Source organism: Bradyrhizobium sp. 132 (assembly GCF_023074185.1).
Lineage (GTDB): Bacteria > Pseudomonadota > Alphaproteobacteria > Rhizobiales > Xanthobacteraceae > Bradyrhizobium.
The window spans coordinates 224,460-239,694 of sequence record NZ_JADPKY010000170.1 but is presented as its reverse complement, the minus strand read 5'-3'; the positions used below and the strand labels follow the sequence as shown (position 1 = coordinate 239,694).

At 62.4% G+C, this 15,235-nt stretch carries 14 protein-coding genes and 1 tRNA gene; 10 read left to right on the top strand and 5 right to left on the bottom strand.

The annotated features are described in order from the left end of the window. Positions 1-115 precede the first annotated feature (115 nt). The 3 genes from rpsA to aroA all read right to left on the bottom strand — a co-directional run bounded on the left by rpsA (position 116) and on the right by aroA (position 4,058). Positions 116-1,822: a 30S ribosomal protein S1 gene (gene rpsA / locus IVA74_RS37635; protein ID WP_247352781.1), complete on the bottom strand. Its 1,707-nt coding sequence runs from the start codon at positions 1,820-1,822 to the stop codon at positions 116-118. 263 nt (positions 1,823-2,085) lie between these two features. Further along, on the bottom strand, positions 2,086-2,724 hold the full coding sequence (cmk, locus tag IVA74_RS37630) for a (d)CMP kinase (protein WP_247352780.1): 639 nt from the start codon (positions 2,722-2,724) through the stop codon (positions 2,086-2,088). After that, a complete protein-coding gene (aroA, locus tag IVA74_RS37625; RefSeq protein ID WP_247352779.1) occupies positions 2,721-4,058 on the bottom strand; it encodes a 3-phosphoshikimate 1-carboxyvinyltransferase in 1,338 nt (445 codons plus the stop codon). The genes cmk and aroA overlap by 4 nt, the downstream gene beginning before the upstream one ends. 160 nt (positions 4,059-4,218) lie before the next feature. Between aroA and IVA74_RS37620 the strand changes: the two genes are divergently transcribed. After that, positions 4,219-4,629, top strand: a complete 411-nt coding sequence (locus IVA74_RS37620; RefSeq protein ID WP_247352776.1) for a TIGR02300 family protein — start codon at positions 4,219-4,221, stop codon at positions 4,627-4,629. A gap of 66 nt (positions 4,630-4,695) precedes the next feature. Further along, positions 4,696-4,771, top strand: a tRNA-Ala gene (locus IVA74_RS37615). 199 nt (positions 4,772-4,970) lie between these two features. On the opposite strand, the gene IVA74_RS37610 is transcribed toward IVA74_RS37615, so the two are convergent. Further along, positions 4,971-5,432, bottom strand: coding sequence for a MarR family transcriptional regulator (locus IVA74_RS37610; RefSeq protein WP_247352774.1), 462 nt, complete (start codon positions 5,430-5,432; stop codon positions 4,971-4,973). 150 nt (positions 5,433-5,582) lie between these two features. On the opposite strand from IVA74_RS37610, the gene IVA74_RS37605 reads away from it, so the two are divergent. The 8 genes from IVA74_RS37605 to IVA74_RS37570 all read left to right on the top strand — a co-directional run bounded on the left by IVA74_RS37605 (position 5,583) and on the right by IVA74_RS37570 (position 13,042). Then, positions 5,583-6,008 carry an organic hydroperoxide resistance protein gene (locus IVA74_RS37605; protein ID WP_247331467.1) on the top strand — a complete coding sequence of 142 codons (426 nt, stop codon included), beginning with the start codon at positions 5,583-5,585 and terminating at the stop codon, positions 6,006-6,008. Positions 6,009-6,183: 175 nt separating this feature from the next. After that, positions 6,184-7,401, top strand: a complete 1,218-nt coding sequence (locus IVA74_RS37600) for a CaiB/BaiF CoA-transferase family protein (RefSeq protein ID WP_247352771.1) — start codon at positions 6,184-6,186, stop codon at positions 7,399-7,401. A gap of 406 nt (positions 7,402-7,807) precedes the next feature. After that, a complete protein-coding gene (gene ugpB, locus IVA74_RS37595) occupies positions 7,808-9,124 on the top strand; it encodes a sn-glycerol-3-phosphate ABC transporter substrate-binding protein UgpB (protein WP_247352770.1) in 1,317 nt (438 codons plus the stop codon). 47 nt (positions 9,125-9,171) lie between these two features. Next, complete coding sequence (gene ugpA, locus IVA74_RS37590) at positions 9,172-10,053, top strand: sn-glycerol-3-phosphate ABC transporter permease UgpA (RefSeq protein ID WP_247352768.1); 882 nt, start codon at positions 9,172-9,174, stop codon at positions 10,051-10,053. After that, a complete protein-coding gene (ugpE, locus tag IVA74_RS37585; protein ID WP_247352766.1) occupies positions 10,053-10,901 on the top strand; it encodes a sn-glycerol-3-phosphate ABC transporter permease UgpE in 849 nt (282 codons plus the stop codon). Before ugpA ends, ugpE begins: the two co-directional genes overlap by 1 nt. A 5-nt stretch (positions 10,902-10,906) precedes the next feature. Beyond that, positions 10,907-11,986, top strand: a complete 1,080-nt coding sequence (locus IVA74_RS37580) for a sn-glycerol-3-phosphate import ATP-binding protein UgpC (RefSeq protein WP_247352765.1) — start codon at positions 10,907-10,909, stop codon at positions 11,984-11,986. Between the two features lie 306 nt (positions 11,987-12,292). Next, complete coding sequence (locus tag IVA74_RS37575; protein ID WP_018645065.1) at positions 12,293-12,718, top strand: Hsp20 family protein; 426 nt, start codon at positions 12,293-12,295, stop codon at positions 12,716-12,718. A 51-nt stretch (positions 12,719-12,769) separates the two neighbouring features. Then, positions 12,770-13,042 (top strand): DUF1150 domain-containing protein, encoded by a 273-nt coding sequence (locus IVA74_RS37570; RefSeq protein WP_007598581.1) that lies wholly within the window; start codon positions 12,770-12,772, stop codon positions 13,040-13,042. A 452-nt stretch (positions 13,043-13,494) separates the two neighbouring features. Here the strand turns inward: IVA74_RS37570 and IVA74_RS37565 are convergent, their stop codons facing one another. Then, positions 13,495-15,120: a hypothetical protein gene (locus IVA74_RS37565; protein ID WP_247352763.1), complete on the bottom strand. Its 1,626-nt coding sequence runs from the start codon at positions 15,118-15,120 to the stop codon at positions 13,495-13,497. Positions 15,121-15,235 lie beyond the last annotated feature (115 nt).

Sequence of the window (15,235 nt, the reverse complement as noted above, 5' to 3'; positions counted from 1 at the left end):
TGCGGCGCAATTTGAAGTAAACAAGGCCTGGCTCGGCGGAGGCCGCGTAGCCGGGCGCACACAAAAAAGCCCCGGCTTGCGCCGGGGCTTTGATGCAGCGAAACGTACGTTTCGCTTATTTGGTGTCGCGGTTCTTGAGCGCGGTGCCGAGGATGTCGCCGAGCGTCGCTCCCGAATCGGAGGAGCCGTATTGCGCGATGGCTTCCTTCTCTTCAGCGACTTCGAGCGCCTTGATCGACACCTGGACCTTGCGGGCCTTCTTGTCGAACTGGATCACGCGGGCATCGACCTTCTCGCCGACGGCGAAACGTTCGGTGCGCTGATCGTTGCGGTCACGGGCGAGCTCCGAGCGCTTCACGAAAGTGGCGAAGTCGGTACCGATGATCTTCACCTCGATGCCGCCCTCCTTCACTTCGAGCACTTCGCAGGTCACGACCGCGCCCTTCTTGACATCGCCCGGCTCGGCGAAGGGGTCGCCTTCGAGCTGCTTGATGCCGAGCGAGATACGTTCCTTCTCGACGTCCACATCGAGCACCACGGCCTTCACCATGTCGCCCTTCTTGTAGTTGTCGATCACCTGCTCGCCCGGAACCTTCCAGTCGAGGTCGGAGAGATGGACCATGCCGTCGACGTCGCCCTCGAGGCCCAGGAACAGACCGAACTCGGTCTTGTTCTTGACCTCGCCCTCGACCGTCGAACCGGTCGGGTGACCTTCGACGAAGACCTCCCACGGGTTGCGCATGGTCTGCTTGAGGCCGAGCGAGATGCGGCGCTTGACGGAATCGACTTCCAGCACCTGCACTTCGACTTCCTGCGAGGTCGAAACGATCTTGCCGGGGTGCATGTTCTTCTTGGTCCACGACATCTCGGAGACGTGGATCAGGCCTTCGATGCCCGGCTCGAGCTCGACGAACGCACCGTAGTCGGTGATGTTGGTGACGCGGCCGGTGAAGCGAGACCCCAGCGGGTACTTGGCTTCGATGCCCTGCCACGGATCGTCCAGCAGCTGCTTCATGCCCAGCGAGATGCGGTGCGTCTCGTGGTTGATCTTGATGATCTTGACCTTCACGGTCTGGCCGATCGAGAGCACCTCGGTCGGATGATTGACGCGGCGCCACGCGATATCGGTGACGTGCAGCAGACCGTCGATGCCGCCGAGATCAACGAACGCACCGTAATCGGTGATGTTCTTGACCACGCCGTCGATGACCTGACCCTCTTCGAGGTTCTGCACCAGCTCCTGGCGCTGCTCGGCGCGGGTCTCTTCGAGAACCGTGCGGCGGGACACGACGATGTTGCCGCGGCGGCGGTCCATCTTGAGGATCTGGAACGGCTGCGAGTTGTTCATCAGCGGCGCAACGTCGCGGATCGGACGGATATCGACCTGCGAACGCGGCAGGAAGGCCACGGCACCGTCGAGGTCGACGGTGAAGCCGCCCTTAACCTGGTTGAAGATGACGCCGTTGACCTTCTCGTTGTTCTGGAAAGCCTTCTCGAGCTTGCCCCAGCTCTCTTCGCGGCGCGCCTTGTCGCGCGACAGCACCGCTTCGCCGAGGGCGTTCTCGATGCGATCGAGGAACACTTCCACCTCGTCGCCGACCTTGAGTTCGCTCTCACGGCCGGGGCCGGAAAATTCGCGCAGGGCGACGCGGCCCTCGGTCTTCAGGCCGACGTCGATGACGGCCATGTCCTTTTCGATTGCAACAACCTTGCCCTTGATGACGGAGCTTTCCTGCAGGTTGCCACCTGCGAAGGACTCGTCGAGCATCGCGGCGAAATCGTCGCGCGACGGGCTATAGGTATCAGCAGAAGTCGAAGCCATTTGTTCTCCAGTTGCGGGTGTCGTGCCGGCCGTTGGGTTCATGGGCGCATCGTACGCGCAGTGTCGGAAGGTCCGCAGAACCTTCGAGCGACCGCTCGTTGCCCCGGCCTGGCACCGGAACAGCGGAAGCGGGCCGGCTGAGGCCCGCGCATTCGATACGTGGAAATCGTTGTCCGGAGCCTGATCGCGTCGGTCCCGAACAGGGACCGAAGTATCGACCTCAAAGAGCGGGAGCGGGCGCTTCCTCCAATGACGGCAGCGGCTTAACCCCGCGACCGGCCCGCTCGGACGGCCTCGATAATGTCGATGGCGGCCCGGACGCCGCCTTCTATATCCAGTTGGGAGTTATCTAGCAAGTAAGCATCCGCGGCCGGTTTTAACGGCGCAATAGGCCGGTTCTTGTCGCGCTCGTCGCGCTGGATGATGTCGGCGAGCACGGCCGCCTCGTCGGCCTCCTCGCCCCGCGCCTTGGCCTCCATGGTCCGGCGGCGGGCGCGCACCATGGGGTCGGCGACGACGAAGATCTTCACGTCGGCATGGGGACAGATCACGGTTCCAATATCCCGCCCATCGAGCACGGCGCCGGGCGGATCGGCGGCGAATTGCCGCTGAAAACCGACCAGGGCCTCGCGGACTTTGGGGATCGCCGAGACGATGGAAGCGCCCTCGCCGGCCTTCTGGGTCTTCAGGGCGGGATTGCCGAACTTTTCGGGATCGAGTTCCAACGCTGCCGCGACCGCCGCCGTCTCGTCCCTGAGATCATGCCCGGACTGCATCAGCGAATAGGCTACCGCGCGATAGATCACGCCGGTATCGAGGTGACGGTAGCCGTAATGGTGGGCAAGACGCTTGCCGAGCGTGCCCTTGCCCGACGCCGCGGGCCCGTCGATGGCGATGATCATGAAAATTCGGCCCCAAGCGAACGCATCATCGGAATGAAATCCGGAAAACTGGTGGCGATGAAGGCGGTGTCGTCGACGGTCACGGGCTGGTCGGACGCGCAGCCCATCACCAGCGCGGACATGGCGATGCGATGATCCATGCGGGTGGCGACGAGGCCGCCGCCGGGGACGTGGCCGCGGCCTTCGACGATCAGGTCGTTGCCGGAGACCTCGACCTTCACGCCGTTGACGCGGAGCATGGCGGCGGTGGCTTCGAGACGATCGGATTCCTTGACGCGCAGCTCCTGGAGGCCGCGCATGATGGTCGTGCCCTCGGCGAAGGCGGCCGCCACCGCCAGCACCAGATATTCGTCGATCATCGAGGGCGCGCGCTCCGGCGGGACCACAACACCACGCAGTTTCGAGGCGCGCACGCGCAGCTTTGCCATCGGCTCGCCGGCGTCGCCACGCACCTCGCTCGCCTCGATCGAGGCGCCCATTTCGCGCAGCGTCGTGAACAGGCCGGTCCGCAGCGGATTGGTCATGACGTCGGACAGGACGACATCGGAGCCTTCGACGATCAGCGCAGCAACAATGGGGAACGCCGCCGATGAGGGATCGGCGGGCACGACGACATTGGCGCCATGCAGCTCAGGTTGACCGACGAGCGTGATGCGGCGGCCGTGCCGGCCCTCCTGCGCCGAGCTGATCTCGGCGCCAAAGTGCTTCAGCATCAGCTCGGTATGGTCGCGGCTGGCCTCGGTCTCAATGACCGTGGTGGTGCCCGGCGCGGCCAGGCCCGCGAGCAGCACGGCGGATTTGATCTGGGCCGAGGCGACCGGGGTCTCGTAGGTGATCGGCAGCGGATCGCGCGCGCCCTGGACGGTCAGCGGCAGACGGCCGCCCTCGCCACCGGAGGCGACCTTCGCGCCCATCTTTTCCAATGGGTCCAGGATCCGGCGCATGGGCCGGCTGCGCAGCGAGGCATCGCCGTCGAACACCGCCGAGATCGGGCAGCCGGCGACGGCGCCCATGACCAGCCGGCAGCCGGTGCCGGAGTTGCCGAAATCCAGCCGGGCCTTGGGCTCGGCGAAGCCCGCAACACCCACGCCGTTCACCGTCCAGGTGAAATCACCTATGCGCTCGACCCGGGCGCCGAGCGCTTCCATGGCTTTTGCGGTGTTGAGGACGTCCTCGCCCTCAAGGAGGCCCGAGATCCTGGTCGCTCCAACCGCGAGCGCGCCCAGGATGAGGGCACGGTGGGAGATCGACTTGTCCCCAGGCACCCGTACTTTTCCGGTCAGGGGGCCGCTGGCGCGCGACTGAAGCGGCGTCGGCTTGTCGGAATGGGTCAAGATTGTGTCCTTGGATGTGCCCTCTGGGCTCGCGGGCAGGTACCACATGGTCTCTCCGCCGTCACGGGCATGTCGTTCTCCCGTAATGCGCTATTGACAGCGGGCCGCCAACTAGCCAAGTGAAACACCGCTTTTCAGACATTTCCAGGATTCCTCTGCCGTGGCCAAGTCCGAACTCGGAACCAAACGTATTTGCCCAACCACGGGCAAGAAGTTCTATGACCTCAACAAGAGTCCGGTGATCTCGCCGTACACCGGTGAGGTCGTGCCGATCGCGCCCGTGGCGCCGGCTCGCGCGCCTCGCGGCGCCGAAGCCCGCCACGCGGCAGCAGCCGCCGACACCAAGCCGGAGCCGGCCGAAGTCGAGGAAGTCTCGCTCGAGGAGGCCGATGCCGAGGAGAACACCGGCAAGGTCAAGGCCGTCGTGCCCGAATCCGAGGACGACATCGAGGCCGACGAGACCATCGACGACGACGATGACGATGATTCGACCTTTATCGCCGACGACGAAGAGGGCGATGAGGACGTCACCGACATCATTGGTGATGTCACCGGTGATGAAGAGACTTGAGATAATCCCAGAACTGTGGTTCTGGGTCTTTCCCGACGCGTCGCCCACGGCGCGTCGGACGGTTAAGGGGCCATAGCTCAGCTGGGAGAGCGCTTGCATGGCATGCAAGAGGTCGGCGGTTCGATCCCGCCTGGCTCCACCAGCCTTCGCTCGCTTCGCGAGCTTCGGCTGGGCAAGCCCGGGAAGTCCCTCGTAGCGAAGTGAACGAAGGCTGTCCCGCCATAGCCCGCAGGGCGACGGCGGACCGGTGACATTCCCACGCAGCGGCTGCCCAGGCGATAATCGTCAATGTGGTACGTCTACATCCTCCGCAGCATCGAATTTCCCGAGCAGGAATACGCCTACTCCCCGATCACCGCATTCAACCTATCGCGCAGCGCGACGATCTCGTCCTTCATCGTGACCAGTTCCGAGACCGAGCAGTCCGACGCTGCCAGGATCGATTGCGGCACGGCGCGCGCCTTGTCCTTCAAGGCGTGGCCCTGCGCGGTTAGCGCGATCAGGACCTGACGTTCGTCCTCGCGCGAGCGCGTGCGCTTGACGAGGTGGGCGGCTTCGAGTCGCTTGAGCAGCGGCGTCAGCGTGCCCGAATCCAGGAACAGCTTTTCGCCGATGTCTTTCACCGGCACGTCGTCGCGCTCCCACAGCACCAGCATGACCAGATATTGCGGATAGGTCAGGCCGAGCCGGTCCAGCAGCGGTTTGTAGACGCGGTTGAAGGCATGCGCGGCCGAATAGACCGCGAAACAGATCTGGTTGTCGAGGCGCAGCGGCTGGTCCGCTGCCGATGATTTCCGGGGCATAGAGAATCTCACGAGGCTTGCTCCATTCTGGGGCCGCCCGGCGGCACATTCAATTGCGAACAATTAAATGTGAGGCTCCGTAATTTCAATTGCGCACAATCTAATTGCCTGCGATAAAGATTGCACCAGCGAAAACCCAGGGAGACCAAAATGTCCGTGAACGTCCTCTACAAGACCAGCGCAAAAGCCACCGGCGGCCGCGACGGCCATGCTGCGACCCTCGACGGCGCGCTCGACGTCAAGCTCACCACTCCGAAGGAGCTCGGCGGCGGCGGCGGCGAAGGCAACAATCCCGAGCAGCTGTTTGCGGCCGGCTATGCCGCCTGCTTCATCGGCGCGATGAAATTCGTGGCCTCGCAGGGCGGACCGAAGGTTCCGGCCGACGCCTCGGTGACCTCGACCGTCGGTATCGGCCCGCGCGCCGCTGGCGGCTTCGGTCTCGACATCGACCTTGCCGTATCGCTGCCGGGCCTTGCCCGTGCCGAAGCCGAGGCACTGGTCGAGAAGGCTCATCAGGTGTGCCCCTATTCCAACGCAACGCGCGGCAATGTCGACGTCCGCCTGACGGTCGTCTGATCGTAGATTGGATTGGCTGGCCCGGGATTCTCCTCGGGCCGGCCGCTTCCGTTTGATTTGCCATTCGGCGGGATGGCGCAGCCGCGGCGCATGCGGCCCCCCGCAACAAGCCATTGCTGGCTCAGACGAACCTCGCTAGGCCTGTGATCAATATCGACACAGGGGAAGCGAAGGCATGACTGAAGCCGCCAGTTCCGGAGCTGCCACGGGCGCAATGAGCGGCCTGCGCGTCATCGATCTCACGCGCGTGCTCGGCGGTCCCTATTGCACCCAGATCCTCGCCGACCATGGCGCCGACGTGATCAAGGTCGAGCCGCCCGCAGGCGACGAGGTGCGCGACTGGGGCCCTCCCTTCCACGAGGAAGACGCGGCCTATTTCATCGGCATCAACCGCAACAAGCGCTCGATCGGCCTCGACCTCGCCTCCGAGGGCGGCCGCCTCGTGCTGCTCAAGATGCTGGAAAGCGCCGACGTCCTGATCGAAAACTTCAAGCCGGGCACGCTGGAGAAATGGGGCATCGGCAGCGAGGTGCTGCGCGAGAAATTCCCGCGCCTGGTGCATTGCCGGATCTGCGGCTTCGGCGCCGACGGCCCGCGCGGCGGCAATCCCGGCTATGACGCCATCATCCAGGCGATGACCGGCATGATCGCGGCGACCGGCTCGCCCGAGAGCGGACCGATGCGGATCGGCGTGCCGCTGGTCGACATCGGCACCGGCCTCTATGCGGCGATCGGCATCCTGATGGCGCTGTCGGAGCGGCAGCGCTCGGGCCAGGGCCAGTTCCTGGAGACGACGCTGTACGAGACCGGTCTCGCCATCATGCACCCGCACACCGCGAATTATTTCATGCATGGCAAGCCGCCGTCGCTGACCGGCAACGAGCATCCCAACCTCGTGCCTTACGCGATCTTCCCGACCAAGACCGACGACATCTTCATCGGCGTCGGCAATGACGGCACCTTCCGCAAGCTCGCCAAGGAGATCGGCAAGCCCGAGCTCGGCACCGATCCGCGCTTTGCCCGCAACAAGGACCGCATCGCCAATCGCGAAGCGCTGCGCGCCGAGCTCGCCGCCGTGTTCAGCCAGCACGAGGCCGAGCCGCTGTGCAATCGCCTCCTCGCCGCGGGCCTGCCCGCAGGCCCCGTGCAGAAGATCGACCAGGCGCTGACCAACCCGCACACGATCGCCCGCGGCGATATCATCGAGAAGGACTGGTACAAGGGCGTGGCGTCGCCGATCCGGCTCGATCGCAGCAAGCCGAGCCTGCGCAGCCTGCCGCCGAAATTCAGCCAGCACTCGGCCGAGGTGCTGGGCGAGTTCGGCTACTCCAAGTCCGAGATCAACGCGATGGTCGAGCAGGGCACGGTCTGCGGCCCCGAGCGCAAGCGCTGAGGCGTGACGCTATTGAACTGACAACGCGCCGCAAGGAAGGTGCGCTCCCTCGCCCGCTTGCGGGAGAGGGTTGGGGAGAGGGTGCCTCCGCAGTGAGACTCCCCAAGAGGAGAGAGCCCTCACCCGGCGCGTTGCGCCAACCTCTCCCGCAAGCGGGAGAGGTTGGAGCCCGCGGGCCGAGCGTCTGCCTCGCGCTATTCTGCTGACGACGCAGCGACCCAACCCATCACTCCCGAATGCTGCACCGCGAACGAAGAAACCTGCCCGCTCCGCATTCGCCTATTTGCCTGCTTCCCTTTTCCAGCGCTTGCCGCTTTCGTTTCGGCCGCTTACACAGTCATGTGAACGTCATATGGCGCTGCTAGCGCAAGCGATCATTTTTGACGGCCCAAGGGAGGTTTACTTGATGGCTCTTCGATACTTTGGAGCGGCTGCCGCTGTTGCACTCACGGTTGGAATGTCGGCCTCGCCGGCCTTTGCCGTGACCGAAATCCAGTGGTGGCACGCGATGACCGGCGCCAACAACGACGTCATCGTCAAGCTCGCCACCGACTTCAACGCGGCGCAGACCGACTACAAGGTGATCCCGACCTACAAGGGCAACTACGCCGATACGATGAACGCCGGCATCGCGGCCTTCCGCGCCGGCAACGCGCCCCACATCATGCAGGTCTTCGAAGTCGGCACCGCGACCATGATGGCGGCGACCGGCGCCGTGAAGCCCGTCTACAAGCTGATGGCCGAGGCCGGCGAGAAATTCGATCCCAAGGCCTATCTGCCCGCGATCAGCGGCTATTACTCGACCTCCAAGGGCGAGATGCTGTCGTTCCCCTTCAACTCGTCGTCGACCGTCATGTGGGTGAACCTCGACGAGCTCAAGAAGGTCGGCGTCGAGATCCCGAAGACCTGGCCCGAGACGTTCGCAGCCGCCAAGAAGCTCCACGACAACGGCCATCCGACCTGCGGCTTCTCCAACTCCTGGGTCACTTGGGTCAATCTCGAACAGCTCTCGGCCTGGCACAACGTGCCGCTCTCCAGCAAAGCCAACGGCCTCGACGGCTTCGACACCAAGCTCGAGTTCAACGGTCCGCTCCAGGTCAAGCATCTCGAGAAGCTGGTCGAGCTGCAAAAAGACAAGACTTACGACTACGCCGGTCGCACCAACACAGGCGAAGGCCGCTTCACTTCGGGTGAGTGCGCGATCTACCTGACCTCGTCGGCCTTCTTCGGCAACGTCAAGGCGCAGGCCAAGTTCAACTTCACCGCGGCGCCGATGCCGTATTATCCGGACGTCAAGGGCGCGCCGCAGAACTCGATCATCGGCGGCGCCTCGCTCTGGGTCATGGGCGGCAAGTCGGCCGACGAGTACAAGGGCATTGCGAAGTTCATGACATTCCTCTCCGACACCGATCGCCAGATCTACATCCACAAGGCCTCGGGCTATCTGCCGATCACCAAGGCGGCCTACGCCAAGGCGAAGGAAGAAGGGTTCTACAAGGACCAGCCCTACCTCGAGACCCCGCTGCTCGAGCTGACTAACAAGGAGCCGACCGAGAATTCGCGCGGTCTGCGCCTCGGCAACATGGTTCAGCTGCGTGACGTCTGGTCGGAAGAGATCGAGCAGGCGCTGGCTGGTAAGAAGACCGCCAAGCAGGCGCTCGATGCCGCCGTCGAGCGCGGCAACACGATGCTGCGTCAGTTCGAAAAGACCGCCGTCAAGTGAGGCGATGAGCGGCAGGTCGCGACCCGGCCTGCCGCTCAGCTGATATCATGCAAAAGCAAGCCATTTTCCAGTCGAAGCTGTTGCCCTATGCGCTGGTTGCCCCGCAACTCGCGATCGTCCTGATCTTTTTCTACTGGCCGGCTGCGCAGGCTGTCATTCAGTCCTTCCTGCTCCAGGACGCCTTCGGTCTCTCGACCAGCTTCGTCTGGTTCGACAATTATCTCGATCTCTTCAGTGACGCCGCCTATTTCGAGGCGATCGTCCGGACCTTCTTCTTCTCGTTCGCGATCGCGGTCTCTTCGCTCTCCGTGGCCCTGCTGCTGGCGATCATGGCGGACAAGCCGATGCGCGGCGGCTCGCTGTATCGCACGCTGCTGATCTGGCCCTACGCCGTCGCGCCGCCCGTCGTCGGCGTGCTCTGGATCTTCATGCTGCATCCCTCGCTCGGCGTGCTCTCGCGCTATCTGCGCGAAGCCGGCATCGACTGGAATCCGCTGCTCGACGGCAACCAGGCCGCGACGCTGATCATCCTGGCCGCCGCCTGGAAGCAGATCTCCTACAATTTCCTGTTTTTCCTCGCCGGCCTCGCGAGCATCCCGAAGAGCGTGTTCGAGGCCGCCGCGATCGACGGCGCGCGTCCGATGCGTCGCTTCTGGACCGTGACTTTCCCGCTGTTGTCGCCGACTATCTTCTTCCTGCTGGTCGTCAACATTGTCTACGCCTTCTTCGATACATTCGGCATCATCGACACCATGACCCGCGGCGGTCCGGGAACGTCGACGGTGACGCTGGTCTACAAGGTCTATTCCGACGGCCTGCTCGGCGGCAATCTCGGCAGCTCCGCGGCGCAATCGGTGATCCTGATGGTCATGGTGATCGTGCTGACCGGAATCCAGTTCCGCTTCGTCGAACGCAAGGTGACCTACTGATGGTCGAGGAAGAGGGCTTTCGGCGCTACGTCGCTCACGCCATTTTGTGGATCGGGATCGCGATCGTCGCGTTCCCCGTCTACATCGCGATCGTCGCCTCGACCCAGGACAACGCGCTGATCGCGAACGGGCAGATGTCGCTGCTGCCGGGCGGCCATTTCTTCGAGGTCTACTACCAGACCATTTTCGTCGGCACGAGCGGCTCGACCCGCGAGCCCGTCGGCAACATGATGCTGAACTCGCTGGTGATGGCGTTGTTGATCGCGGTCGGCAAGATCGCGATCTCGATCATCTCGGCCTATGCGATCGTGTATTTCCGCTTTCCGTTCCGGATGCCGATCTTCTGGATCATCTTCATCACCCTGATGCTGCCGGTCGAGGTGCGCATCTATCCGACCTACAAGATCGTCGCCGACCTCCACATGCTCGACAGCTATGCCGGCCTGGCGCTGCCGCTGATCGCCTCAGCCACCGCGACGCTGCTGTTTCGCCAGTTCTTCATGACCGTGCCGGACGAGCTGCTGGAGGCGTCGCGCATCGACGGGGCCGGTCCCCTGCGCTTCTTCTGGGATACGCTGCTGCCGCTGTCGCGCACCAACATGGCGGCGCTGTTCGTCATCCTCTTCATCCTCGGCTGGAATCAGTATCTCTGGCCGCTGCTGATCACCACGCGCGACGACATGCAGACCATCCAGGTCGGCATCCGCAAGATGATCACCACCACCGACGCGCTGACCGAATGGCCGATCGTGATGGCGACCGCCGTGCTGGCGATGCTGCCGCCGGTGTTCGTCGTGGTCGCAATGCAGAAATTGTTCGTGCGCGGACTCGTGGAGACGGAAAAGTAAATCCCATGGCTAACGTTACCCTGCGCAACGTCCGCAAGACCTATCCCGGCGGCTTCGAGGCCATCAAGGGCGTCAACGTCGATGTTGGCGACGGACAATTCTGCGTGCTGGTCGGTCCTTCCGGCTGCGGCAAGTCGACATTGCTGCGCATGGTCGCGGGTCTCGAAACCGTCACCGGCGGCGAGATCGACATCGGCGGCCGAATCGTCAACCAGGTCGAGCCCGCCGATCGCGACATCGCGATGGTGTTCCAGAACTACGCGCTCTATCCGCATATGAGCGTCTTCAACAACATGGCTTACGGCCTGCGCAACCGCGGCATGAAGGAGGCCGAGGTCAAGACCCGCGTCGAGGAAGCCGCGCGCGTGCTCGAACTGTCGCCGATGCTGGAGCGCAAGCCGCGCCAGCTCTCCGGCGGTCAGCGCCAGCGCGTCGCCATGGGCCGCGCCATCGTGCGCCAGCCGAAGGTGTTTCTGTTTGACGAGCCGCTGTCGAACCTCGATGCAAAGCTGCGCATCGCGATGCGGGTCGAGATCCGCAAATTGCAGCGCCGGCTCAACACCACGTCGATCTACGTCACCCACGATCAGCTGGAGGCGATGACACTCGCCGACGTCCTCGTGGTGATGAACGGCGGCCAGGTCGAGCAGGTCGGCAATCCCCTGGCGATCTACGAGAAGCCGGCGACGACCTTCGTCGCCTCCTTCATCGGGGCACCGCCGATGAATCTGATGTCGATTCGCGCCGAGGAGATCAAGTCGCAGCTCGGCAGCACCGAGGCCGGCATCCTCGGCATCCGTCCGGAAGATTTTGTCATCACCGACCAGACCCCGGCCGGCGGCGTCGCGCTGCCGCTCACCGTGGAAGCGATCGAGCGCGTCGGCGCGGAAACCTTTGTCTACGGCACGCGGCAGCAGGACGAGCAGCGCGTCGCAGCCACCCCCGGCGAGCTGCCGCCCGGCGAGGTCATCGTCCGCATTCCCGGCTCCGAGGCACCGCCGATCGGTGAGAGGATCCGCGTCGCAGCAATGCGGGCGAAGCTGCATCTTTTCAGCGGCGACGGGCGGACGCGGATCGAGGCCTAACCGGTTCCACGGGTCCGCCGATTAAAAAACGCGAAAACAACCCCATGCACAGTAGCCGGGGGTCTGTTTTCGTTGAGATAAATCGGCCCGCAAATTCGTCGCGCCGGGCTTGTCGCGGGCATCCACGGTCTCAGTGCCACGGGCAAGATCGTGGATGGCCGGAACGCAGGCGAGCGGAAGCTCCTGGCCTCCGGCCATTCCAGCTACGTCCTTGAACCGACACGGGGATATGACCATATTGCTGACCAAGGGGTGCCTCTACGGGCCCTGATGCACCAAAGTCGCTTCGAGAGGACTTTGTAAACTATGTCTCGTGTTCCAACGCTTTCCAGTCCGTTCCTTTTGGGCTTCGACGAGATCGAGCGCGTGCTTGATCGCGTCGTCAAAGGCGCCGACGGCTATCCTCCCTACAATATCGAGAGGTGTGACCGGTCGGACGGCCAGCCCGAGCGTTTGCGGATCACGCTGGCGGTCGCCGGATTCACCCGCGACCAACTCGATGTAACCATTGAGGAAAACCAGCTCGTCATTCGCGGGCGGCAGCAGGACGACAAGTCCCGGCAATACATCCATCGCGGCATCGCCGCGCGCCACTTCCAGCGCACTTTCGTGCTGGCGGAGGGGATGCTGGTGCTGGGTGCGGATCTGAAAAACGGGCTGTTGTCGGTCGATCTTGCCCGGCCTGAACCGGAGAGGATCGTTAAGACAATCGCTATCAATGAGCACGAATAATGGAACGAGTAGCGGACTCGACCGCTTAGTTTCGAGAGAGGAGTCGAGACCATGAGTGAAGGTCATGTTGCGTTCGAATACGAAGCCAAGAATGTCTCTCCCGAGACGCTGGCAACCCTCGGCGAAGGCCATATCGCCTATGTGAAGCAGATCCGCTCGGAGGATGTGCCGGGCCTGTTTCCCGAAGCCCCGAAGATCGCGCCGGGCCTCAAGCTTTTCGCGCTCCACGCCGCCGACGGCACGCCGATCATGCTGACCGACAGCCGCGAAGCCGCGATCGCCAACGCCTGGAGCAACGAGCTGCAAGCAGTGAGCGTGCACTGAGCACGCGCGCGTCGCACGAATAGAGTTTCAAGCGGGCATGCCTTCGGACGAAGGCGTGCCCGTTTGTTTTGGACATGCATTTTTCCAGAGCCGAAACCGCTTCAGATTGGCTCGATCGAGCCGTGAGCCCCTTCTGGCGGGCCGCCAAAAACTTAGCCGAAGAGCGTTGTCACCATATTTTTCCGAGGAATCGGCGGGCAAGAGGGTTCGCGTGAGTCAAAACGACTCAGGCAACGCCGGAATCGGCGCATCATCATGCGCAGGCAATGCGCGGTGCTCGCTGCATTGAACGTGGCGCTGAATGATGCCTCAGAAATTGGAGAGGGCTACGGGGGAAAGCTCGCAGCCGATGCCACGAGGTGACCTCTCAGATTTGGACCCTTGCACAATTCTCGCCCGGGTCCATCACCGCGCGGCATCAAGCGGCACAGAACGTTCTTGCAGTGCGTGGCCTAGAGAACAAGCTGCGCCAGATAGGGCCGCAAATGTTCGCTAACAGATGCAAACTGATTGTCGCCAAGTAGCTGGCGCTTCTGGACTCCCACGGTGATGATATCCGCGTCATCCGCCGTGATGCCAACCGCATCTTCTACGCCAAGTATCAGTTGCGCGTTCTCAGGGCGCTTCTTGACGAGAAATGAGATAATAGCGGGCAGATGCTGTCCATCTTGTCCTTGTTGATTGGGAGCATCGATTACAATCGGACAAAATGTCGACGATCCAAATTCCTTTGTGGTGTGTAAGAAAGCGTAAAAATAGGCGGTGAGACCGCGTGGCCCTTCACTGCCACGAGCTAGATGCGCATTCGCGATTGAACCTGACTTGGATCTCTCCACCCTCACATCTAGTCTCATCGAAAAGCTTGTGAGACGGCTGAAGAAGAAATCGGTAATCGCGGCAGACCTCTTACGATCAAGTGATTTGCGCATCGCAAGTTTTAGTTCCTTGATACGGGTGCTAAGCGCACCAACCTTGCTTTCAATTTGGGTCACGCGCTCTCGGAGCACGCGGCTTGCCGCATTGCGGCCTTCCGCAGCCATGACCTCTTCCAAGGTGACATCATTCTTGCGGGTTGAGAGAATCGCCCTAACACGGGAAAGCGCAGTCTCGACATCGCCTAACTCCTTCTGAGCGGCATCGATCTGCTTCTGAAGCCCGTCCTTTTGTTCTTTAGCTTGGTGGAGGATGCCGATCAGGGCTTCGGTATCTGCCGCAATGCCGAAGCGTTCAGCAATATCGTTTGTGTAGTGTTCTCCGCAGGTGGGACATTCAACGTCTGCCGGATGCCCAATTGCGCTTTTAAACACTTCATCAAGTTCCGCGAGAGCCGCTTTGGCGATGTCTATCTGTGTCGTCCACAACGCGCGAGCATCGATCAATTCGGATAATTTTGCCCGGTGGGCATTCTGTTGGTCTAGCAGTTCCGAGCACTCGGCCAAGAGGCTGTTCGTTTCGGCCTCGAAATCCTTCAGGTCAAAATAAATTCCCGCCTCGGGTTGCACGGAACGAATTTGCTCCAGTGCATCTCGGAGCCCCTGAAGCTGTGCTTGCACCCCTCGAAGTTCGACGGCGAGTCGATCCCTCTCAGCCCTCGCAACGTAATAGGCGTTGGGTTTAAGACCGGAGTGATACTCGGCGAGGCTTGCATCTGAATTCGGAAGATACATTCCACGAAACGGCTTCCATGGTTCGGACCAGCTCTTATCTTGATCGATACAGAAAGGGGCGAATGCGTAAGCCGGCGGCGGGATAAGAACCTGCTCGCGCTTGTCGGACATTAATAGTCGAAAATCGAGAAGGTCGGCCATGAAAGGCGACAGCTCCCGAGTCACCGAGGTCGTTTGGAGGATCTTCTGCCCGGTGGCGTCGAACACCATATAGGTGCCCGCGATTTTCATAGCGGTATATGCGTCGCCGGCCACTTCGAAATCGACCGCGGAAATAACATGCGCTTTACGCCAACTTTCGTCGACCCGATGCGGGTCGGCCCCAAAAGTATCATAGAGGCTCTTTATCAGAGCCGACTTTCCGAAGCCGTTTCCCGCCGCCAGCACCGTTGCGCCCGGGCTGAACTCCATCGTGAAGGCTCGTCGCTCTTCTTGCGATAGAAGAAAGACTCTCTTGAACCTCATCGTGCGCACGTCGCTTGCCTCCGCCAATATTCAATAGCAATCGTCGTAGTCCCAACCCGCG